Origin of the sequence: Dyadobacter crusticola DSM 16708 (assembly GCF_000701505.1) — a bacterium.
Taxonomy (GTDB): domain Bacteria; phylum Bacteroidota; class Bacteroidia; order Cytophagales; family Spirosomataceae; genus Dyadobacter; species Dyadobacter crusticola.
Genome location: NZ_JNJB01000004.1, coordinates 61,894 through 84,098, shown reverse-complemented (window position 1 = coordinate 84,098; position 22,205 = coordinate 61,894). Strand labels below are relative to the sequence as shown.

Annotated in this window: 12 protein-coding genes and 2 riboswitches; of the genes, 8 read left to right on the top strand and 4 right to left on the bottom strand. The window is 50.4% G+C overall.

Annotated elements, in window-relative coordinates; all coding sequences use genetic code 11:
- The first annotated feature begins 76 nt into the window (after window positions 1-76).
- On the top strand, window positions 77-331 hold the full coding sequence (locus Q369_RS0103795) for a hypothetical protein (protein ID WP_031526469.1): 255 nt from the start codon (window positions 77-79) through the stop codon (window positions 329-331).
- A 174-nt stretch (window positions 332-505) separates the two neighbouring features.
- The gene (locus Q369_RS0103790; RefSeq protein WP_084165638.1) at window positions 506-1,033 is read left to right on the top strand and encodes a DUF4142 domain-containing protein; all 528 of its coding nucleotides are present in this window, start codon (window positions 506-508) and stop codon (window positions 1,031-1,033) included.
- Between the two features lie 139 nt (window positions 1,034-1,172).
- Here Q369_RS0103790 and Q369_RS0103785 read toward each other — a convergent pair whose 3' ends face one another.
- Both Q369_RS0103785 and Q369_RS0103780 read right to left on the bottom strand, forming a co-directional pair.
- Window positions 1,173-1,610: a response regulator gene (locus tag Q369_RS0103785; RefSeq protein WP_084165637.1), complete on the bottom strand. Its 438-nt coding sequence runs from the start codon at window positions 1,608-1,610 to the stop codon at window positions 1,173-1,175.
- Window positions 1,611-1,671: 61 nt separating this feature from the next.
- Window positions 1,672-6,213, bottom strand: a complete 4,542-nt coding sequence (locus Q369_RS0103780; protein ID WP_031526466.1) for a CheR family methyltransferase — start codon at window positions 6,211-6,213, stop codon at window positions 1,672-1,674.
- A 219-nt stretch (window positions 6,214-6,432) separates the two neighbouring features.
- Between Q369_RS0103780 and Q369_RS28195 the strand changes: the two genes are divergently transcribed.
- From Q369_RS28195 to Q369_RS0103765, 3 genes are all read left to right on the top strand, one after another.
- On the top strand, window positions 6,433-6,864 hold the full coding sequence (locus tag Q369_RS28195) for a response regulator (RefSeq protein WP_205624298.1): 432 nt from the start codon (window positions 6,433-6,435) through the stop codon (window positions 6,862-6,864).
- Window positions 6,865-6,927: 63 nt separating this feature from the next.
- Window positions 6,928-9,033 carry a phosphate acetyltransferase gene (gene pta / locus Q369_RS0103770; protein ID WP_031526464.1) on the top strand — a complete coding sequence of 702 codons (2,106 nt, stop codon included), beginning with the start codon at window positions 6,928-6,930 and terminating at the stop codon, window positions 9,031-9,033.
- Between the two features lie 8 nt (window positions 9,034-9,041).
- Window positions 9,042-10,259: an acetate/propionate family kinase gene (locus Q369_RS0103765; protein ID WP_031526463.1), complete on the top strand. Its 1,218-nt coding sequence runs from the start codon at window positions 9,042-9,044 to the stop codon at window positions 10,257-10,259.
- Window positions 10,260-10,276: 17 nt separating this feature from the next.
- Here Q369_RS0103765 and Q369_RS0103760 read toward each other — a convergent pair whose 3' ends face one another.
- Entirely contained in the window at window positions 10,277-12,538 is a 2,262-nt protein-coding gene (locus Q369_RS0103760) for a TonB-dependent receptor plug domain-containing protein (RefSeq protein WP_084165636.1), read from the bottom strand.
- Between the two features lie 192 nt (window positions 12,539-12,730).
- On the bottom strand, window positions 12,731-13,363 hold the full coding sequence (locus tag Q369_RS0103755; protein WP_031526461.1) for a hypothetical protein: 633 nt from the start codon (window positions 13,361-13,363) through the stop codon (window positions 12,731-12,733).
- Between the two features lie 128 nt (window positions 13,364-13,491).
- Window positions 13,492-13,903, bottom strand: a riboswitch (cobalamin riboswitch).
- Between the two features lie 121 nt (window positions 13,904-14,024).
- A riboswitch (cobalamin riboswitch) is annotated at window positions 14,025-14,171 on the top strand.
- Window positions 14,172-14,400: 229 nt separating this feature from the next.
- Between Q369_RS0103755 and Q369_RS0103745 the strand changes: the two genes are divergently transcribed.
- The 3 genes from Q369_RS0103745 to Q369_RS0103735 all read left to right on the top strand — a co-directional run bounded on the left by Q369_RS0103745 (window position 14,401) and on the right by Q369_RS0103735 (window position 22,137).
- Window positions 14,401-15,729: a cobyrinic acid a,c-diamide synthase CobB gene (locus Q369_RS0103745; RefSeq protein ID WP_031526459.1), complete on the top strand. Its 1,329-nt coding sequence runs from the start codon at window positions 14,401-14,403 to the stop codon at window positions 15,727-15,729.
- Between the two features lie 63 nt (window positions 15,730-15,792).
- A complete protein-coding gene (cobN, locus tag Q369_RS0103740; protein ID WP_031526458.1) occupies window positions 15,793-20,076 on the top strand; it encodes a cobaltochelatase subunit CobN in 4,284 nt (1,427 codons plus the stop codon).
- Window positions 20,077-20,091: 15 nt separating this feature from the next.
- Window positions 20,092-22,137 carry a magnesium chelatase subunit D family protein gene (locus tag Q369_RS0103735; RefSeq protein ID WP_031526457.1) on the top strand — a complete coding sequence of 682 codons (2,046 nt, stop codon included), beginning with the start codon at window positions 20,092-20,094 and terminating at the stop codon, window positions 22,135-22,137.
- Window positions 22,138-22,205: the final 68 nt, after the last annotated feature.

The window sequence follows — 22,205 nt, the reverse complement described above, 5'->3', positions numbered from 1 at the left end:
AAATGTAAAGGTCATTGGAACAATTTTTTGTTCAAACCGGGTGCCTGCAAACGAGTGCAGGTTTAAATCAACAGATATGAAAGATCAAATCAATCCGCAACACCGCGAAGGAAAAGTAGCAGAAGCAATCGAGGAGCAAACCGCCAAGTTGCCTTCGGACATCTTTTTATGGGCTGCCATTGCATCAATGGGAGCGTCACTTACATTGAAAATCCTGGGAAGGAAACATACTGCATTGTTTGTAGGGCAGTGGGCGGCGCCATTCCTCCTGTTGGGAACTTACAACAAGATTGTAAAACTAGAAGGCCACGACGCTGCCGATCATAACTAGTAGTCAGACACACCAGGCAATGCGGCCTGATTATGCATAACCAGTTTGAAAACGTGGGACGCATAATCGGGCCGCTTCCTTTTAGCCGGTTCGGCTTGCAGATATAATCGCCGCATTGGCATACATTTTTAGCCTTAGCGCTCGCTAACTCATTAACATTCAAACCAAACATTTATGAAGACGATTATCATATGGGCAAGTTGCCTCACCGCAGTGGTCATGCTGGCAGCATTGTCGGACCTACAACTTGAATCGCCGGACCAGGAATTTGTCATGAAAGCTGCCGAGGGAGGTATGCTCGAAGTACAGCTGGGTAATCTGGCTGCGAAAAACGGTGTTTCTCCGAAAGTAAAGGAATATGGTAAAATGATGGTGAAAGACCACTCCAAAGTAAATGATGAGCTAAAAGCACTCGCCAAAAAGAAGCAGATCCAGGTGCCTGCTGAACTGGGTAGGGCAGCAAAGCAGCAGTACGATAGTCTCGCAGCGATGAAAGGCGAGCAATTTGATATGCTTTACATGAATATGATGATCGCTTCACACGAACAAACGATCGGTTTGTTTCAGACCGAGTCTAATAAAGGGCAGGATAATGAATTGAAAAAATGGGCGGATACCAAAATTCCGGCATTGAAGCACCATCTCGAAATGGCCGAGGAACTGTTCAAACATTCCAGCAACTCGTCGGCGTCGCACAAATAAGTTAACTACCATTTCCTGCTCGTTTAGCCAAAACGAGCAGGAATTGTGCTGTATTAATTGTAGATAAACTTCATCAGCGGATTCGAACGTCATTTCAATTCAATAGCGTTCGCATAATTTTGCAGCTGAATATGCAGGTTCACTTCACAGTAACCCTGCCCAGCCAGAAATTGCAGATTCCCTGCAAAGTATTTTTGAGATTTTCGAACTCCATCGGCTTAACAACGTACGCGTCTGCGCCGAACTGGTAACACTGATGGATTTTGTCCGTGCGTGTCTCACTGCTCATGACAACTACAGGAATTTCGTTGAGGTAGGTATCGGCTTGGGCTCTTTGCTGTCGGAGGGCTTTAAGGAGGTCAAGTCCGTTCATGCCTGGCATGTTCAGGTCTACGATGATCAACCCCGGCAGCTGATCACTCTTTTCCTGAGTGATGAGCGTGTTCAGGTGGCGGTGCAGCACTTTACCGTCTTCGAAAAATTTCATCGCGTACTGTCCGCCGAATTGTTTAAAAGCTTTGTACAGCAGAAAGTGGTAGTCGGGATTGTCGTCGACAATGTACATTTCTCTAATCATATCAGTTATATTTTCGCCTCCGAGACTACATTGTTCAACTTATGCCACCCGGTTTCACTGGTTAATACGTTTTTGGAAGAGTAACTACAAAGGTTGTACCCGCTTCGCTACTACTGACCTGCAAATCTCCCTGGAGCAGCCTGATCAGGTGCTTTACAATAAACAGTCCGATGCCTTCTCCGTTGTTTTCTTTCTTTCCGGTGCCCTTTTTCTGTTGATTTTCCTCATTCTCATCTCCCAAGATCCGACTGATCAGCTGAGCGGAAATCCCGGTTCCAGTGTCCGAAATGCTGAACTGCCAGCCTGCATTGCCACGAAAGTCGATTTCCTTCCAGCTCACAAGCACGCCGCCGGTGGCAGTATACCGGATCGCATTCAGCAGGAGATTTTGAGCAATGCGCCTGATCTTTACTGAATCCCCGTCAATCAGCAGTTTGGCTGGCCCTTCATATCTAAGCCAGAGATTTTTGGATGCCGCCATTGGGGAAGAACCATCACACAACTCCCCCAACAACTGGGATGCGTCGGCCCTCGCTAATTCCAGTTTTTCCTCTCCCGATTCAAGCCTTGCAAAATCCAGCAGCTGGTTCATCATTTGCGTAACATGCCCGAGGTTACGCTGGAGCATATCGACTGTCTTCCTTTTATCTTCCTCAGTCTCCATGATATTCATGAGCGAAGCTGCCCCACTGATAATACCAAAGCTGCCGCGCAGGTCGTGAAAGGTCGAGCGAAGGAAAGATCCCCGCTGGCGCACATATTCTTTTACCACAGAAAGCGACTCAATCATTTCAACTGAACCGTTCAGCCGCTCGATTAGCTCGTCCTGATGCATTTTCGCTTCTTTCAACAAGCTGATGTCCAGCTCGGTGATCGCCACACCGTGGTCGTGCTGGGATATGGATACACCTGCCCATTTACGTTCAGGTTCTTCGGTGACTATCTCTTCATAGCGGTACTCTTTTCTGGCAAGGACCTCCGTCATTGTTTTTACCTTTTCTGCCGAATAAAGCTCAGAAGCAAGCATTCCTAACAGTTCGCCGACGCGCTTGCCCAGACCTGCTGCAAACTTCTCATTACACACTGCCAGTCTGAAATCAACAGGCTCATCACCCTCGTAAATCCCTTTGAAAAAACCGATAGAAGCAGGTGAGCTGTTGAGCACAGCCTGTAAACTCTCGGCAGTCTGGACCAGTTTCGTTTCTGCCTGTTTGCGGTCAGTGATATCCAGAATAGTTATTACGATTCCTGCCAGGTCCACTTGTCTTGTGATCAGGAAGGCGGCTGTTCTTTCAGGTGCAATCCGCATCCCGCTCACTTCGCGATAGGCGGTGTTTCCTGTTGTAAGTACTTCTGTATAAAGGTCAAACAGCCCAGTTTCGCGGAAGTCAGGATACCATTGCAGCAGCGATTTTTCTGTCAGATCCGCCTCGCTCATTCCGGTGAGTTCTAGCGCCACGTCGTTGTAAATGGAAGTAATAAAATCAACAACTTCCCCCTCAGGCGAATACACGGCTTCCATTAACATCAGTGCGGCTGGTACACCGTTCAGTACGCTGCGCAGCCGGGCGGCCGTCCGCCTCAGTTCGGCATTGGCCCTTTCAAGACCGATATTGGCACTGGTCAGCTCTCTCGTTCTTTCCTCAACATGGAGGTTAAGCTGCTGGGTCAGTGTCTTTTGTAAGTGAATATTGGTACAGGTCGCTATATAGCCGGAGAAAAAGCCTTCTGCCGAAAACATCGGCTTGGTATTTTCCAAAACCCACTGGTACTCGCCGTCGCCTCTGCGCAGCCTGTATTCAGCCGTGTAAGGCGATCTGTCATTCATGCTTTTGACAGAAAGAGCTTTATACCAGTCCTGGTCTTCGGGGTGCATGCTTTCCGCCAGTATATGTCCCTTTTCTTTTTCGTAAGATTGTCCGGTAAAATCCAGCCACGCCTTGTTCAGGTAGTTTACCTTTCCGTCGGGCTGGGAGACCCGGATCATGGCGGTTGCATTGTCGACAAGCTCTTCAAACCATTGCTGGCGCTCTTTGAGCAGATTCTGTGCCTTCTGGTGCTCGGTATTGTCTTCAAAAACAAGCAGGATCGTCTGCTTGCGGTGCAGCAGCACTTTGCGGGCGTTGATCAGCATAATGCGCTCATCCCCGGAGTTTACTTCCAGTTTGACCTCGAAGCCGGTGATAGGTGCATTGCGGCTCACCAGGTTATGCATCAGCTCACGGAAGCCGCTGAAATCAAGTTTGCGATTACCCAGCTCATAGATCGTGCTGCCGACGGTACTCTCCGCATTGGTGCGGAAAACGCGGTAAAATGCTTTATTCGCAACCTTGATCCTGAGCTGGTCGTCGAGCACGAGCGTGGCTTCATTGATGGTGTCAAGGATCGCTTCCGAATAGTCGTAGGATTCGCTGAGCTGGTCGTTTCTTACCTGCAGTTCCTGATTGATCGTCTGCAGTTCCTCGTTCGCCGACTCAATCTCCTCCTTGCTGGTTTCGAGCTCTTCATTAATACTTTGAAGCTCTTCATTACTGCTCACAATTTCCTCATTGGCCGATTGCAGCTCTTCATTGCTGGCCTCCTGTTCTTCAATGATGGAGTGCATATCCTGTCGGAGTGCGGCGAGCTCTGCTTCCAGCATCAGCACGCGCTTGTCCGCTTCCATCTCCACGAAGCCCAACGCCGCCGGATGTTCCTTTGACTCCTCAAAAAGAATCAGGAACAAATGCTGATTGGCCGAATTCGTAATCGGCACGGCTTTAATCTCAACATAGTGTACAACACCATCTACAATTACTTCTAGGCCCGACTTGCTGGCGGGCTGGGAAGTTTTCCGCGCTTTGTGAATCGCATTGCGCAATTCGAAAACAAGTGACGGCCGCGCCATTTTAGACAGGTTCAGGCTGGCTTTGCCCGTGGCATGTTCAAGGTATAAACTCGTGGAGCCGCGGAACTGGAGAATTTCCATGTCCTGATCCACGATAATGCTCGGTGGGACAAAATTGTTAAGCAGCCAGGTGTCAACAAGTTTGTCCAGGTCTTGTGGAGGTAACATCTCCTGGCTCTTGGAAGTAGAAGTTTTGGTGTCAATGACAAAAGAATTCCTCTTGATACTGATATCCGATGGTATCCTGGCGACGGTGTTATTTTTTCTCGCAAATACCTTGTATTCCTTCTCAATCTGCGAGAAGTGCGAAGGCGAGCTTCCCACAGCTTCGGATTTCCCGAGAACAAGCACGCCGCCTGGGTTCAGTGAATAGTGGAAAGTAGCGAGCGCTTTCTTCTGCAGCATATCATCCAGATATATCAGCAGATTACGGCAGGTAACCATATCCAGTCGTGAAAACGGCGGATCTGTGAGCAGGTTATGTGGCGCAAAGACACAAAGATCACGCACCGGCTTGTTGATCCGGTAGTGCTCATCTGTTTTGGTAAAAAAGCGGTCGAGCCGCCGGACTGAAACATCTTTGACCTCACTTTGGGTATACACCCCGACGCGTGCTTTTGCAATGGCAGTTTCACTCAGGTCGGTCGCAAAGATCTGTATAGGAATACTGGCTGTACGTTCACCCAGTATTTCCATGATGATCATCGCAATCGAATAAGCTTCCTGGCCGGTGGAGCAGGCTGTGACCCATAGCCGGATGGGATCTCCCGGGTTTTTGTTTTTGATGATCGCGGGCAGGATCTGCTTTTTGAGGTAATCCATTGTCTGCTCATCCCTGAAAAAGCTGGTTACATTGATGAGCAGGTCATTGTAGAGGATCATCGCTTCGGCAGGATGCTGCTTCAGGTAAGCCATATACTGGCTCAGCTTGTCGAGCTTGTAAAGCAGCATTCGCCTGATAATCCTCCTGCGGATCGTGCTTTTCTTGTAATTGCCGAAATCCATTCCCGCCGAAGACTTTACAAAAGCCAGGATTTTTGCAAGGTCTTTGTCAGTGGAATCTTCTTCGATGCTCTCCTGCGCTTCGTGGGTAAGCTTGAAAACATCGGCATGCTGGCTCAACCGCACCAGCTCGGCAGCGATGTCTTTGGGGCTTAAAACCATGTCAACCACCCCTTCGCTGATCGCAGACTGGGGCATTTCGGCAAACTCCGCACTTTCATCCTGGGCAAAGGTGATACCCCCTGCTACTTTAATCGCTTTTAAGCCCAGCGTTCCGTCGCTTGCCAGACCGGACAGCACAATGCCGATCGCGCCGTCTTTTTGTCTTTCGGCAAGGGAAATAAAAAACTGGTCTATCGGCAGATGAATGTGCGGGCGCGGCTTCCTGGGGACGAGCACCAGTACGCCGTCGATAATTTCCATTCCCTTGTTCGGCGGAATGATATAAAGATGATTAGGCGAGACCTGCATCAGTGGTGTTGCTTCCACCACTTTCATTTTTGTCACCTTCGACAATATGGACGAGAGTCGGCTTTCGAATTCCGGCGAGAGATGTTGAATATAAACAAAGGCGAGGCCGGTATCCGGCGGAAGATGCTGTAAAAGCTCAGTAACAGCCTGCTGCCCTCCCGCAGATCCCCCAATCGCTACCACAGGCACTGGCCCGCTACCAGGTACCAGGTTTACGTAGCCGTTATCAGCATTTTCAGACATTCATTTATTATTTATGGAGTATAAAGGTTCTTGTTTGTAGCGTAAGAGGAAGTAGGTAAAAGTAAAAGTTTTGCATCTATATAAAAAAAATGTGACAGTAGTCTACTTTGATATCAGGAAGATTATTCAAACGCGTACTATTTCGAAAGTGGCATGATTGTTGCTTTTAGCCAAGATTCTCGTGCGTACATTAATCATCCGTATCTGACCAGCGAAATCATGCGACCCGTTTTTATCGTCGACGACTCTGCCGATTACAGGTTCCTGCTGAACCATTTCCTGGGAAGGTTTTTGCCAAAGGAAAAGATCGAGTTTTTCGATGGCGCAGGTTCACTGCTTGACAGAGTCGCTGCAATAGATGGTACCGCAAAAGATGAGGAGTTTCCGGCTTTGATCATGCTCGACCTGAATATGGAAGAAATGAACGGATACGAGCTCCTGCAAATGCTTAAAAACTCCGGCGATGAGATCAATCCAAAATGGAGAGAGATCCCGGTGGTAATTAATAGCGCCGATTATACTGATAGTGTGGCCACTAAGAGCCTTGAATTAGGAGCGATGACCTTTATAAGGAAGTCGGCCGATCTCGCTGATCTCCACAGCCTCAAAGATTTTCTGGCGGGCTATTTGCAAAAATATGGCTCAGATTAGCCACATTGCCTTTAATAGGGCTCGGTTCTGGCTTAGCAGAACTGTCCAAACAGACTTCCTTTTATGACAAAATCCATTTTTATAGCTTCGGCGGAACCATTTACGGGCAAATCTGTGCTTGCCCTCGGCCTGGTCAATATGTTGCTCGGCAAAACCGAAAAGGTAGGGTATTTCAAACCGATCATCTCCGAGCAGCCGCCCGGTAAAAAAGAGCGGCACGTGGAAGCCATTCTCGACTATTTCTCTCTGCCGGTACCTTACGAGGATACTTTCGCATTCACCCGTCAGCAGGTACTACAGTTTACCGAGTCGGAGAACCAGGGTGAAATGCTCGATACTATTATCAGCAAGTACAAAAAGCTTGAAGATACCTACGACTTTACGGTGATCGAGGGCAGCGATTTCCTGGGTGAAGGCATTGCATTCGAGTTTGAATCCAATGCAGCAATCGCCAAAAACCTCGGCGCGCCTGTGCTCGCTATTGTGGGCGGACAGAATAAATCTACCTCGCAGATCGTGAGTGCGGTACTGAATATCCTGCACAATTTCGAAAACAGGGAAGTGCAGGTGGTAGGAATCGTCGTGAACCGCGTAAAGGCGGAGCAACAGGAAGATATCACCGCATTGCTGCAAATGCAGGTACCTGCCCAAATCATGCTGTCGGTCATTCCGTGGAACCAGGATTTACAAAGTCCGACGATGCGGGAAATATGCGATGCGTTGCAGGCTAAGCTGCTTTTCGGCGAAAGTCTCGTATCTAACCAGGTGGACAATTTTGTTACCGGCGCGATGATGCTTCCCAACTTTCTGAACCACATCAAAGAGAATGTCCTCATTGTAACACCGGGAGACAGAGGCGATATTATCATCGGCGCGATTCAGGCCAATCTTTCCACCAACTACCCGAAAGTGGCAGGCCTTGTGCTCACAGCAGGTACCTTGCCCGACGAACCCGTAGTGCGGATGATCGAAGGTTTGCAAACAGTGATCCCGATCCTCGCGGTCGAGAAAGGTACCTTCGAAACGACCACTGCCATTGGCGCTATCCATTCCAGGATCACAGCCGATAACAAGAAGAAGATCGGGCTGGCGATTGAGATTTTCGAGAAATATGTGGATGTGCAAGCGCTCGACGAGCGGATCATTACTTTCCAGCCGCAGGGCATTACGCCGCACATGTTCCAGTACCAATTGGTAAAATGGGCTAAAAACCAGAAAGAACATATCGTATTGCCCGAAGGAAATGACGACAGGATACTGAAAGCGGCTACCCGCCTTGTGAACCAGCAGGTGGTACAGCTGACCATTCTCGGCGACCCTGCGGAGGTAACTGCGTCCTTCAAGCGGCTTGGGTTAAGCCCCGACATGAACGAGATCCGTATCATTGATCCGGCCAACTCGGACAAGTACGAAGTGTATGCTGAAAAGCTGTACGAACTCCGCAAAAACAAGAATGTAAACCAGGAAATGGCGCGTGACCTGATGCAGGATGTATCCTATTTTGGTACCATGATGGTGTACCTGGGCGAAGCTGACGGAATGGTTTCAGGCGCGATACACACGACGCAGCATACGATCAGACCTGCATTGCAGTTTATCAAAACCAAACCCGGTGTATCCATTGTATCGTCCATTTTCTTCATGTGCCTGCCCGAGCGCGTCTCCGTTTTTGGCGACTGCGCAGTGAACCCGAACCCGACGGCCGATCAGCTGGCCGACATCGCGATTTCGTCGGCTGAAAGCAGCGCGAGGTTTGGTATCGAACCCAGGATTGCGATGTTGTCGTACTCGTCGGGATCCTCCGGGGAAGGGGAGGATGTGGAAAAAGTAAGAGAAGCTACGCGCATTGTAAAACAGAAAAGGCCCGACCTGAAAGTAGAAGGCCCCATTCAGTACGATGCGGCTGTGGACCCGATTGTCGGAAAGCAGAAGCTGTCAGAATCGGAAGTCGCCGGCAAGGCCAGCGTGCTGATTTTTCCAGATTTAAATACCGGGAACAATACCTACAAGGCAGTTCAGCGGGAAACGGGTGCACTCGCGATTGGTCCGATGCTGCAGGGGCTGAACAAGCCGGTTAACGACCTAAGCCGCGGCTGTACAGTCGACGATATTTTCAACACAGTAGTAATTACAGCGATCCAGTGCCAGGAAGGCTTGCAGCCTCTTTAATAAAGCCTATGAACATACTTGTCATCAATGCGGGCAGCAGCTCGCTTAAATACCAGTTTTTCAGAATGCCTTCGGAGGCGCCTCTTTGTACAGGTATCATCGAGAAAATAGGCGCAAAAGATGCTTTTATCAAACACAAAACTGTAAATGATGGTATTGAAAAACTGCTGGAAAGCGAGGAACATATCGCTGATCATGCGGTTGGTCTGAACAAAGTACTCCGCCTACTCGCTGATCCTGTTGACGGTTTGATCCAAAATCCTGATGAAATTGCCGCAATCGGCCATCGCGTTGTGCATGGTGGAGATTATTTTTCAAAAGCGACCCGCATTACTGCCGATATCAAAGAGAAGATTAAAGAACTTTCCGGTCTGGCTCCCTTGCATAATCCCGTGAGCTTCGAATGCATTGAAGTAGCAGAAGGGACCTTTCCCCAAGCTTTACAAGTGGCGGTTTTTGATACTGCATTTCACCAGACTATCCCGGAAGTAGCGTACCGGTATGCGATACCGGAGAAGCTTTATGCGGAGGAAAAAATCCGTGTATATGGTTTTCATGGGACTAGCCATGGTCATGTTACGCAAAAAGCAATGCAGTGGCTCGGGAAGCCGGATGCCAAAATCATCAGCATTCACCTCGGCAACGGATGCAGCATTACCGCAGTGGATAGTGGCCGCTCTGTGGACACGAGTATGGGTTTCGGACCTTTGAGCGGATTGATCATGGGCACGCGCTCCGGGGATATTGACCCCTCGGTGCTCCTGCATTTAATGGACAATGGGACGTACACACCCGATGAAATCAGTGAAATGCTGAACAAGCAGTCGGGCCTGCGCGGCTTCACCGGTTCGAACGATATGCGCGACGTGCGCAGGATGGAACGGGAAGGCAGCCGCGCGGCCATCCTGATCCTGGATATGTATGCCTACCGAATTAAGAAATACATAGGCGCTTATGCAGCTGTTTTGAACGGGTTGGATGCCATTGTTTTTACGGCCGGCGTCGGAGAAAACGACAGTGCGATCCGCGAGGCAGTGTGCACGGGAATGGAGTACCTTAATATCCATCTTGACAAAGAAAAAAACAAGATGCGCGGCGCTGATATACGTGAAATCAGCCTTGCCGGCACTGTTGTGAAAATCCTGGTGGTACCTACCAATGAAGAGCTGGAAATCGCACAGCAAACCCTGGCATTATATAAAGAGTTGCATCCAGGTCAGGATTAGATCGCCGCTTTTGTTAGTTAAAACATGATCTGATAGCGCAGCGATACAGCCCTTCCAGGAAGATTATAGCCCCTTTTTTCGTAATAATTTTCGTCCGTTGCATTAGCTAGTTTCATCGTAAGCGAATGCATTGGATTGATCATGAAAGAAGCAGCAAGGTCAAAAACCATGTATTGCGGGTACTCGATCTCGGGATTGACCGGGTCTGTGTAATCAATATCTTTCCGCGTCCCGACCGACCTGCCTGAAAGGCGTACGCGCAGCCATTTGCGGTTGTCATACTCCAAACCATAGTTGAATGTATTTCTGGCTACATTCTGGATATCCCGGGTAGTAGCGGCACCGTCGGTTTCGATGATGAGCTCGCGTGCTTTGAAGATGGAAGAGCCGTTCCAGTAAGCACGCAGCGAGTACCTGAAATCGTGCAATGCGCCGAGGTCGTACGAGAGTTCGGTTTCAAGTCCGGATATATTTGCATCGGCAGCATTGACGAAAGTGGCCCGCGATACGATCACGTCGCCATTTGCCAGCGGCTCGCTGGTCGTTTTGATGATCTTCGCAATGCGGTTATCCACTTTGGTAGAAAAATAAGTAAGCCCGGCGGAGAAGCCCGATTTTGGTTTACGGTAATGCAAGCCCAGGTCCCAGCTGAAGCTGCTCTCATTTTTGAGGTCCGCATTTCCGGCTGTCACCGCGATCCTTCCTTTCGCGTCCCGCACTTCATTGTAACCTGCTACGCTATAAGCATCGGTAGTGACGAATGCACGACCCAATGCGGCTTTAAGTTGCAAAAACGGTATTAGCTGATAAGTCACACCCAAGCTCGGACTGGCAAACGGGTTTGTCTTTTTGCCGGCTTTATAAGTTGGTAAGAGCGCCGTTTCGCGTACATCGAAGGTGATATTGTCGTACCGGATCCCTGGCTGTAAGGTCAGTTTATTGAAAGTCAGCAGTGCCTGGGCGTAAAATGCAGAAGAAATGATCGCGTAGGCTGGCTGTGTAGGTCCGCGCTCTGTGGTATCGTTTGTCCAGCGCCTGCTTTTTGTGGCTGCATTCAGGTAATCATAGCCGAGGATCAATGCGTGTTTTCCCAGTTTCCAGACATCTTTTACCTGTAAACCCTTCCATGTATTCTGTAACTCAGCCGAGCGGAAAGGTACTACCGGCTTGCCGGATACATTCAGGGTGAAATTTTTGGTGTTTTCTTCCGAGGTAAACACTTTCACGGATGGACTGTGGTTGCCGATCTTGCCGGAGAGGGAAAAATCCAATGCTGCCCGATCCACATTCTTGGTGCTTGCCTCAGAGCTTCCCGAGGAGATCTCGCCGGGAGATTCCACATCTTTGGCTTGAAAACTTTCGCCGCTTACATCCACGCGCCAGTTGGTGGTAAGCTGGTACCCCGCCCGCAGTCGCCCGGAGTAATAATGTAATTTGGTGAAAGGTCTTCGCTGTCCATCAGTAACACTTTCATCCACAATTTCAGGTGCACCGGACCTATAATTTCTCTGCGCATTCTGGAAGTCAAATGCGTTACGCAGCCAGTTGTTTTTGCCGATTTTGTAATCTTTCGCACGTTCCAGGTAGTTGAAAGAAAGGTCGTAATCCAGCTTTTTGGTGAGGTTACCTCCTGCATTCAGTCCTGCCTGAACAGTCTGGAAGCTGCCATACTCGGCAAATGCGGCGCCCCCTGTCTCCCCTTTCGAACGAGCAGTAATTACATTGATCACGCCGCCCATTGCCTGCGAACCATACAGCGAAGAAGCAGGGCCTTTCAGCACTTCAATCCGCTGCACGCCATTCAGGTTTATCTGTGAAAGGTTGGTAGCGCCCGCAGGCCGGCCGTCGATCAAGAGCAAAGTCCGCTGGTTCAACCCCGAAAACTGCGGCCGGAAGCCTCTGATCCCGATACCCGACGACAAATTGGGATATTGTATCACATCCACAGCCGCCGTTTTACGAACAATGTCAGTCAGATCAGCCGCAGGAGTAAGGTCAATATCCTCTTTTGAAATCAAAACCATCTTCTGCGCAATCGCCTCAATTTTTGTTTCAAACCGCGTTGCGGTTACGACGACGGGATTCAAAAAATTCTGCCGCGATGAATCAGGAGTTTGTGCGGAAGCAAAGAGGGGTAGCAGGAGGAGAAAGGCATTTGCCACATTAGCTCTTCGTTTTAATCCGCTGATTTGCTTTGTCACACGGACTTTTCGCTTTGTCGCACTTGTTCCCTCTTTTGTCACACTGAGCGCAGTCGAAGTGAAGGAGTAGTACGCCATTTCACTTCGACTCCGCTCAGTGTGACAAAGGGGAGGAGAATCAGTGTGACAAAGGGAAGGAGAATCAGTGTGACAAAGAGGAGAATCAGTGTGACAAATGGAAGGAGAATCAGTATTACAAGGAGAATAAAAAAATAAATACAAGTGCTTCATTTGCATTAGATTGGTTTAAAGCCGAAAAATTACTTGCAGTTACAATCCCGCCGAGCCTGCCAGCGTAACTGCTCCTATGAAAATCGAAAATGCGCCTACCAGGTAGTTGACAATGCGAAGGAATTGCTCGCGGTGGGAGACGAATTTGCTGATTGAGAACGCGAAAAAGTAGCCGTAGGCGGACATCGACAGGATGATACCCAGGCTTTGAATAACAATAATCCATACCGCAGTGCGGGCGTCGCTGGCGGCGAGTGTCAATGCGACTGCGCAGGCGCCGCCGGTACCGGCCAAACCGTGCACCATACCTACCCAGAACGAGCGGCTGAACTTTTGTGAATGGACGCCAGGTGACTGCGAGGTGGGCTTTTTAAAATTTCGCAGGATAGCAACAACACCAAGCCAGATCATCAACGGTCCGACGAGCAGCTCAACTTTGCCGGAGACTTCCAGCGAGAAGGTGGATTTGAGCAACAGCACCAGTACGGCGAAGAGGATCAGGGTGAAAGAGTGCCCGAGCGCCCAATGCGATGATCGCCAGATCAGTTTCCAGCGCTGGCCGGGACTGCGTTTTTTATCGGTAGCCAGAACAGAAACGGCCGCCATGTGGTCGGGCTCGAAGGAATGCTGCACGCCGAGGAGCAGGGAGTCAATAAGCAGAAAATTGATCATCGAATAAAATTTAACCCTGCCAGCGCAGGCTGATTGATTTGATCCGGATTGACAATGGGGGAAACAGGGAAGAAGGCAGGGCGCTATACCGCCTGCCAAAATCCTCTCGCCTTTCTTCCCGAAAGCAAAACGGATATTCTCAAATGGCAGGTCTTCTGGCTCGTTCAGTAGTAGACGCCTTCCCGGAAGGATAATGATCGAATGATCGAATGATTGAATGATTGAATGAGTGAATTTTAATTTTGAATGATTGAATGATCGAATGATTGAATATGGGACGGTCGCAGTTTTGAATAATATTAACTAAAAAACCACTCGTCCGCCGTAACCCAGCCATTCACTAACTCACTCATTCACTAACTCACTCATTCATAATTCTATTCAGTCATTCAATCATTCAATCATTCAAAATTCCCTTCTTCCAGTGGCAAAATGTCAACTCCCAGTAAATGAACTTACAGCAGCGGGTACTGCTCCGGATTTGCACCGGATTCCCTTTTAATCACACCATAGGCGTGAACCAAATGAGGCGCAAAGCTATACCTTTTTGGATGCGGGGAGCAAAAATTTTTGGGACTGCGAAAAGTTCTTCCTCTTGCCCGCCGCCTTCGGGGATTTCTGCAAAATCGTGCTACATTTGCCACAAACAAGTTCTTTGCTATCTTTTTCCAACAGGAAAGGTTTTACTAATCAGTGAATTATTAGGGGAATCGTGTGAAAATCACGAGCTGTCGCGCAACTGTAAGTAACGTTTGAAATTTGATGAAACGTTACGAGTCAGAAAACCTGCCTTTTCTTTGTTGACAATGCTTTCGCGGAATGAAGCTAGTCAGATCTGGATATTGCGTTTCAGGGCTAATGCCCTGTGCTCTTCATTGGGTTTTCTTCTTAATCCAACCTTCCTGTCTTTTTCTTTTTTCTGCCGATCGTATTGTGAGATTTAGCTTGGGGCTTTCGTAATTTTTGTTTGCCACGAATGCACGAATGGACACGAATGCGTGTGCAGGCGGGTGTTGGTGGCGCTAGCAGCAGAACCAATGACCCAGTCCCATTTTCTCATTTCTGCTCCTGCGAGCAATTCGGGTAAGACGATCCTTACGCTGGGCTTACTGCGCGCGCTTACCAGGCGTAGCCTGAAAGTACAGCCCTTTAAGTGCGGACCAGATTACATTGATCCCATTCACCACACCGAAGCGGCTGGGAACCAGAGTATCAATCTGGATACATTCATGTCCTCGGAGGCGCACGTGCAGGCGCTTTATAATCGGTATTCGGCTGGGAAAGATGTCTCAGTAACCGAGGGTGTAATGGGACTTTTCGATGGCGCGCAGAAAATGGATGGCAGCAGTGCGGCAATCGCCGGGTTGCTGGGCGTGCCGGTTGTTTTGGTCGTCGACGCCCGGTCGATGGCGTACTCGGCGGCGGCTTTGCTGTACGGATTCAAAAATTTTTATCCCCAGATTACCATTGTAGGAGTGATTTTCAACTTCGTGGGAACGGAGTCGCATTATCGGTTTTTGCAGGACGCCTGTGCGGATGTGGGCATTGAGGCACTTGGGTTTTTGTCTAAAAACAGTGCACTTGCAATTCCGTCGCGACACCTGGGTTTGCATATTTCCTCGGAAACCGACTACGGGCAAATCATCGAAAACGCAGCCGATGCAGTTGAGCGAACGGTAAACCTGGACCGTTTGCTGGAACTGACCAAGGTTGATTTCAGCCATGGAGATATGCGGCCACCGGAAATAGCAGAAACGGCGGGTAACAGGCTCAGAATTTCCATTGCTCGGGACGAAGCATTTACATTTACTTACCATCAAAATATGGCGGCGCTTGCTGATCTGGGAGATATCACCTGGTTCAGCCCGATTCACGATCACGTCCTGCCTGCAACGGACTTTCTCTACATTCCCGGCGGCTACCCCGAGCTACATGCAGCAGCGCTGAGTGACAACGAAACCATGCGGGAGAGTATCAAAGCTTATTGTGCAAATGGCGGCCTGGCCTTCGCGGAATGCGGCGGACTGATGTACCTCGGCGAGCAACTTACCAACGCGCAAGGTGAAACATTTGAAATGACAGGCGCACTCCCATGCAGCACCAGTATGCTGCATTCCAAAATGGTATTGGGCTACCGCACCGGAGACTGGAATGGGTTGCAGTTCAAAGGCCACGAATTCCATTACTCCGGATTTACAAAAAACAGCTTAACCGAAACCAACGCGCAGATTACGAATGCAAGAGGCATTGAAACAGATACGAAGCTCTACCGCAAAAACAACACTTTCGCCACCTACATGCACATATACTGGGGCGAAAATCAAAGCTTTATAAAAAACCTGATAAATATAAAAGTGAACAACTAAAAAGCTATCGGCCGTCGGCCTAATTATCCGATAGCCGATAGCTGACAGCCGATAGCCATTGAAATGACTCAACACAAACGCCAGCGCGTCACGCGCTCAGACGGAAAATCCATTAACCTTGTGCAGCGCAGGGGACATTTGTCCTACTGCTACAATGCCTGCTGCTGCGGCCGGGTTGACCGTGGCTATGCGGCAATTCCGGTTGAACTTTACAAAAGCGAGTGGCTGAAACGAAAGCTGCGGAACACCGTGCACCTGACCAAAGGCGGCTGTCTGGGCCCTTGCACGCTGGCTAATGTGGTTACCCTGCTTTTTGACGGGCATTCGGTGTGGTTTCATTCGATCAATAATGACTGGCAGATCTTCGCCATTTTTGATTATATCGAAAGCATGGTCAAGGCGGACAGGTACCTCGTGCCCCCCGCCGACCTGGCCGAATACGTTTTTCAATTTTATACGTGGAAAGGATCTGAGAATGCCACTATCGCCGGCGAAACTGCGCTGCCCACAGAAGGGATCGTTTTCCTTACGCATGCAGATACGGACTTGCTGGCCTTGAACAGGGCCATGGAGCTACTGCCAGACGAATTTCCCAAAACATTGGGAATGAGTTTAATGGGTATTAAAAACGAGGAGCAAATGGCGCAGCTGCTGCAAAGGGAGATTGCGGAAGCCAAAATTGTTGTGATCCGCATTCATGGCAGGCTGAGCAGTATCCCGGGTTTTGGCGAGCTGGTGAACCTGGCCAAACAAAGGCAGCAACACCTGATCGTGGTAAGCGGGACGGGTGAATTGAACCCCGAATTTGCGGCAGTATCCACGGTATCGCCGGCTATTTTGCAGGATACATTAAGTTATCTTCAAGCAGGCGGCTACAACAACCTGGCCTCGCTGTTATTTTATCTGTCAGACCATCTGCTCATGACGGGCTTCGGCGCGGAGCCAGCAGCGGCGTTGCCAGAGCACGGTATCTACCACCCCGACCTGCCTGAAAATGCGGATATAACAGACTGGCTGAAATGGCACGATCCATCGCGAGCGACAGTGGCGATTACATTCTACCGGGCGCATTGGATCAGCGGGAACACGGCCTTTGTAGATGCGATGATACAGTCGCTGGAAGAGCGGGGGCTCAATGCATTGCCCGTTTTTACATCTTCCCTGAAATCCATTGATGCGGAGAGGGGTAAGCCGGCGGCGTTCAGGTTTTTCGAGGCGCCCGTGCGTGTGGATGTTTTGATTAACACTATTTCATTTGCAATTACGGATATCCAGCCTGCGGGTACGATCAGCAAGCCCGTTGCGTCGCTCACAGGATTGGACGTTCCGATTTTGCAAGCCATTACGAGCGGAATGGCGCGCGGCCCCTGGGAATCGTCGGCGCGGGGACTGAATCCGCTGGATACCGCCATGAACGTGGCCATTCCCGAATTTGACGGCCGGATTATCACGGTGCCTGTTTCATTCAAGGAAAAAGGAAAAGAAACAAAAGGCTATGAGCCGCTGGCCGAGCGTGTCGACAGGGTTACAGGTCTCGCTCTCCGTTTTGCCAGACTGAAACATTTGAATAACCGCGACAAAAAAGTTGCATTCATTTTTACAAACTCCAATACAAAAGCGTCGCAGGTCGGAAATGCAGTGGGGCTTGATGCACCCGCGTCTCTGATGAATATTCTGCACGCTATGCAGGCGGAGGGATATTTAATTCAAAACCTGCCTGCGACCGGGGACGAGCTGATGCATTCTTTAATAGACAGGTGTTCCTACGACGAAAATTACCTTACACCTGCACAGCTGGGCAATGCGGCCGGGCGCGTAGCAGCGGCACAATATCAAAGCTGGTTTGAAGAATTACCGCTTTTGATCCGGCAAAAAATAACCAAACAGTGGGGCCCGCCTCCCGGGGAAACTTACATACACGACGGGCACATTGCGCTGGCTGGTCTTGAACTTGGCAATGCATTTGTAGCCTTACAGCCGCCGAGAGGTTACGGTATGGACCCTGATGCGATTTACCACCAGCCCGACCTGCCCCCCACGCACCATTATTATGCATTGTACCGCTGGCTCCGCGATGAGTGGCAGGCAGACGCAATCGTGCATGTGGGTAAGCATGGTACCCTGGAATGGTTGCCGGGTAAAGGAATAGGTTTGTCCGAAAACTGTTTTCCCGATGCTATTCTGGGCGATTTGCCGCTATTTTATCCATTTATTATCAACGACCCGGGTGAAGGTTCGCAGGCCAAACGCCGCGCGCATGCGGTAGTGGTCGATCATCTTACGCCGCCTATGACTTCGGCGGATAGCTACGGTGAACTGGCGGAATTAACCCAGCTTGTTGATGAATACTATCAGGTAGAAAGCCTCGATCCGGCCAAGCTGCCGCTGTTGCAGAGACAAATCTGGGACCTGATCCGACAAACCAACCTGGATGCCGATCTCGCCGCCATGCTGAGCCGCGACCACGGTGATCACAAGCACGATTGGGACGATGAAATGACGCCCGAAGGCGTGCCGGTAAGTCTTGCCGAAATGGATGGAAAAGATATAGCACATTTGATCGAAGATATAGACGGATATCTCTGCGAGCTGGGCGCGGCGCAGATCAGGAACGGGCTGCATACGCTGGGTGAAATGCCGACGGGACAAGCACTGACAGATATGCTGCAATCACTTACCCGCCTTCCAAATGCTGAAATACCCGGTCTGCAATCCGAAATGCTGCGGATGTTCGGACTGGATTATGAAGCTGTTTTATCTAAAAAAGGCGAACGTTTAAGGCACGTACCCATTGCTTTGCAGACGCTCGCCGGTAAGCCCATTGTGACAGGCGCCGACGCGCTGGATGCAGTGGATGAATTGAGCAACCACTTGTTCAGCCTTTTGGAAAGCTACGGTTTTGATGTAAAAGCAATCGATCAGGTCATTTTTGAAACACTGGACTTTGTTCCTGAAAAACCAGGGTTTTCGGGTATCAAACGCATTCTGGAATTTGCCTGCAAGGAACTTGTCCCGAATCTTGCAAAAACAGACGAAGAGATAACAAACCTGCTGCACGGACTCTCGGGCGGTTACGTTCCTGCTGGTCCGAGTGGCGCTCCTACGCGCGGAATGGCGCACATTCTTCCAACGGGACGGAATTTCTATGCAGTTGATCCCCGGGTTTTGCCTTCAAAGGCCGCGTGGGAAGTTGGGCAGCAGCTTGCGCGTGAGGTTTTGGAGCGCCATTTAAAAGAAACGGGACGGTATCCGGAAAGTGTGGGGATCAGTATTTGGGGTACCAGCGCCATGCGGACGCACGGGGACGATGTGGCCGAGGTACTTGCATTGCTTGGCGTGCGCCCGCTCTGGCAGTCGGAGAGTCGGCGCATTACGGGCGTGGAGCTGATCCCACTTGCGGAGCTCGGCCGTCCGCGCATTGATGTTACTACCCGCATCAGCGGCTTTTTCCGCGACGCATTTCCACATTTGATAGAACTGCTTGACGAAGCTGTGCAGCTGGTGATCGCCAGCGACGAGCCGCTGGACCAGAATTTCGTGCGCAGTCATTACCTGAAAGATCTTGCCGAGTTACATAAAAACCAGGAGCTCTCACCCGAAGAAGCCGAGGCGCGGGCAGGGTACCGCGTTTTCGGTGCAGCGCCAGGCACTTACGGAGCGGGCATTTTGCCGCTTATTGATGAGAAAAACTGGCAATCAGATGCAGATTTCGCACAAGCTTATGTGAACTGGGGCGGGTATGCCTATTCCAGAAATGCGCAGGGTGTGGATGCAAGAAGCGAGTTCAAAAACCAGCTCGCAGGCGTTGAAATAGCTTTACATAACCAGGATAACCGCGAGCACGACATTTTCGACAGCGACGATTACCTGCAATTTCACGGCGGGATGATCGCTACCATCCGCAACCTCACCGGCCAGCAGCCCAGGCACTACTTTGGCGATTCGCAAAATCCTGCCAAGCCCGTCGTGCGCGATCTGAAAGAAGAAACATTGCGTGTATTCCGGTCGCGTGTTGTTAACCCGAAATGGATCGAGAGCATCAAAAAGCACGGCTACAAAGGTGGTCTCGAACTTACCGCCACAGTCGATTACCTCTTTGGTTACGATGCTACTGCCAGGGTGGTCGACGATTGGATGTACGAAAAAGTAACAGAGACTTACGCGCTCGATCGTTCCATGCAGCAGTTTTTTGAAGAAAGTAATCCCTGGGCGCTGCACGCGATTTCGGAGCGGCTGCTGGAAGCGGCTCAAAGAGGTATGTGGGCGAATCCGTCCCAGGAAGCTTTGGAGGGTCTAAAGGAGCTGTACCTCAAAAGTGAAGAGCTGGTCGAAATCAGGAGTGAATAGGAGAGTCTGAAATACATGAATTTGAACATACCCATGCATTATTATCCGTTTTCCGCCATTGTAGGGCAAGAAAAGTTGAAGCAGGCGCTGCTGCTCTGTGCGGTAAATCCTGGTATCGGCGGCGTGTTGATCAAAGGTGAAAAAGGTACTGCCAAAACAACTGCCGCACGTGGCTTGTCCGCCGTAATGCCGCTGGTAAAACGGGAATTTAGCTTGCTTTTCGATTCTGCTGAAACGGAACAATCCGTTGATAGTCAATGGGTCAAAACTGATTTTGAGCAGATTGCCCCGCCTTTCGTGGATCTGCCCCTCGGGGCTTCGGAAGACCGGCTGATAGGCAGCCTCGATCTGGAAGCGATCCTGTCTGAAAAAAAGAGAAAGCTGCAACCCGGCCTGCTGGCTGCCGCGCACAGGGGTATTTTGTATATCGACGAAGTAAATCTCCTCGCCGACCACCTCGTCGATATTCTCCTGGACGTTGCTGCGTCCGGCATGAATACCATTGAACGCGAGGGACTGTCTGCAAGCCACCCTTCCAGATTTGTGCTCATCGGTACCATGAACCCGGAGGAGGGGAATCTCCGACCGCAGTTCCTGGATCGTTTCGGACTGATGGTGGAGGTAGCTCCGCCGCAGGATATTGCAGAGAGAACCGAGGTTGTGAGGAGAAGAATGGAGTTTGAAGCAAATCCTGCCGCTTTTGTTGAAAAATGGCGTTTGTCTCAGTTGGCACTACAAGAGAGGATACATCGCGCTCAGCTGCTGCTGCCTTCGGTACAAATGCCGGATGGTTTGCTCTCGCTGATCAGTCAGATTTGTATGGAATGGTCTGTGGCGAGTTTAAGGGCAGATATTGTGATGTATAAAACTGCGGTTACGCTTGCCGCCTGGGCGGGAAGATCAGCTGTTATCTCCGATGACATCAAACAAGCTGCCCAACTTGTCCTCATTCACCGGGTCCCCGGGATAAATCCCGGGGCAAGAGATTTTGGGGCTGCGCCGGGGCTTGCGGCTTCGCCTGAGCTTGGGCCTTCGCCTTCGGCTGGGCTTGCGGCTTCGCCTGAGCTGGGGCCTTCGCCTTCGGCTGGGCTTGCGGCTTCGCCTGAGCTAGGGCCTTCGCCTTCGGCTGGGCTTGCGGCTTCGCCTGAGCTAGGGCCTACGCCTGCGGCTGGGCTTGCGGCTTTGCCTGAGCGTGCGGCTGGGGGTGAACTTTCGGGTTTGCCGGAGAGGGGGCCAGGGGGTGAGGAAAAGGTTCTTGGTGTTGCGGCTTTGGGAAATGTGGAATTGAAGTCAGAGGCTGCGGTGGTTGCTCCTGAACTTTCGGGGGGGCGCAGGAGCAAGGCTTGGGATACTGTCAGAGGTATGCAGGTGCGGGTTGAGAAGGATGTTTTTGCCAAAGACCTTGCTGTTACAGCGAGTTTGATGCACGCAGTTGCGCGGGATCCGGATCAGGTTGGGCTGGCGCGAGAGGATTTGCATAGGAAAGTGAAGCAGGGGAAAGCCGGGAACCTGATCCTTTTTGTTGTAGATGCTTCCGGGTCAATGTCGGCCGGGAAACGAATGGAGGCGGTGAAGGGCAGTGTGCTGAGCTTGCTGGAAGATGCTTACCAGAAGCGCGATACCGTGGGCGTGATCTCCTTTCGTGGGTTGAAGGCGGAAGTTTTGCTTGAACCGACTGCCAGTACCGAGCGCGCCATAATGGCCATGCAGTCGCTTCCTACCGGTGGCCGCACGCCGCTTGCACATGCGCTGCAACTCGCGCAGGAACTTCTGACTTCTTATCAAAGCAGGAGTGGGATCAAACCGTTTCTTGTCATTTTAAGTGATGGAAAGGCTAATGTGCCGCTCCCTGGCGGTGGTGACCCCTGGTCGCAAACCGTACAGATTGCTGCACAAATTTCCGGGTTGAACATTCAGTCACTGGTGCTGGATACCGAAAAAGGCTACCTGCGTTTTGGTCGCGCGGCTGAGCTGGCGCAGGCGCTGGGCGCGGAGTGCCTCTCGCTGGATGATATGTCGCAGGAAAGAATTACAAGCTCGGTTACCAGGCGCCTGGGGTAGTTGACGATGCGCCTTTGTAGTGTTTTTGTTTTTGTTAAATGATAATGTAAATGCTAAATAGCTTTTTC

What these genes read in the sequence shown, in the direction of transcription:
- Q369_RS0103795 (WP_031526469.1), top strand. Translation starts at nt 77, where the DNA reads ATGAAAGATCAAATCAATCCGCAACACCGCGAAGGAAAAGTAGCAGAA.
- Q369_RS0103790 (WP_084165638.1), top strand. Translation starts at nt 506, where the DNA reads ATGAAGACGATTATCATATGGGCAAGTTGCCTCACCGCAGTGGTCATG.
- Q369_RS0103785 (WP_084165637.1), bottom strand. Translation starts at nt 1,610, where the DNA reads ATGATTAGAGAAATGTACATTGTCGACGACAATCCCGACTACCACTTT.
- Q369_RS0103780 (WP_031526466.1), bottom strand. Translation starts at nt 6,213, where the DNA reads ATGTCTGAAAATGCTGATAACGGCTACGTAAACCTGGTACCTGGTAGC.
- Q369_RS28195 (WP_205624298.1), top strand. Translation starts at nt 6,433, where the DNA reads ATGCGACCCGTTTTTATCGTCGACGACTCTGCCGATTACAGGTTCCTG.
- pta (WP_031526464.1), top strand. Translation starts at nt 6,928, where the DNA reads ATGACAAAATCCATTTTTATAGCTTCGGCGGAACCATTTACGGGCAAA.
- Q369_RS0103765 (WP_031526463.1), top strand. Translation starts at nt 9,042, where the DNA reads ATGAACATACTTGTCATCAATGCGGGCAGCAGCTCGCTTAAATACCAG.
- Q369_RS0103760 (WP_084165636.1), bottom strand. Translation starts at nt 12,538, where the DNA reads ATGGCGTACTACTCCTTCACTTCGACTGCGCTCAGTGTGACAAAAGAG.
- Q369_RS0103755 (WP_031526461.1), bottom strand. Translation starts at nt 13,363, where the DNA reads ATGATCAATTTTCTGCTTATTGACTCCCTGCTCCTCGGCGTGCAGCAT.
- Q369_RS0103745 (WP_031526459.1), top strand. Translation starts at nt 14,401, where the DNA reads ATGACCCAGTCCCATTTTCTCATTTCTGCTCCTGCGAGCAATTCGGGT.
- cobN (WP_031526458.1), top strand. Translation starts at nt 15,793, where the DNA reads ATGACTCAACACAAACGCCAGCGCGTCACGCGCTCAGACGGAAAATCC.
- Q369_RS0103735 (WP_031526457.1), top strand. Translation starts at nt 20,092, where the DNA reads ATGAATTTGAACATACCCATGCATTATTATCCGTTTTCCGCCATTGTA.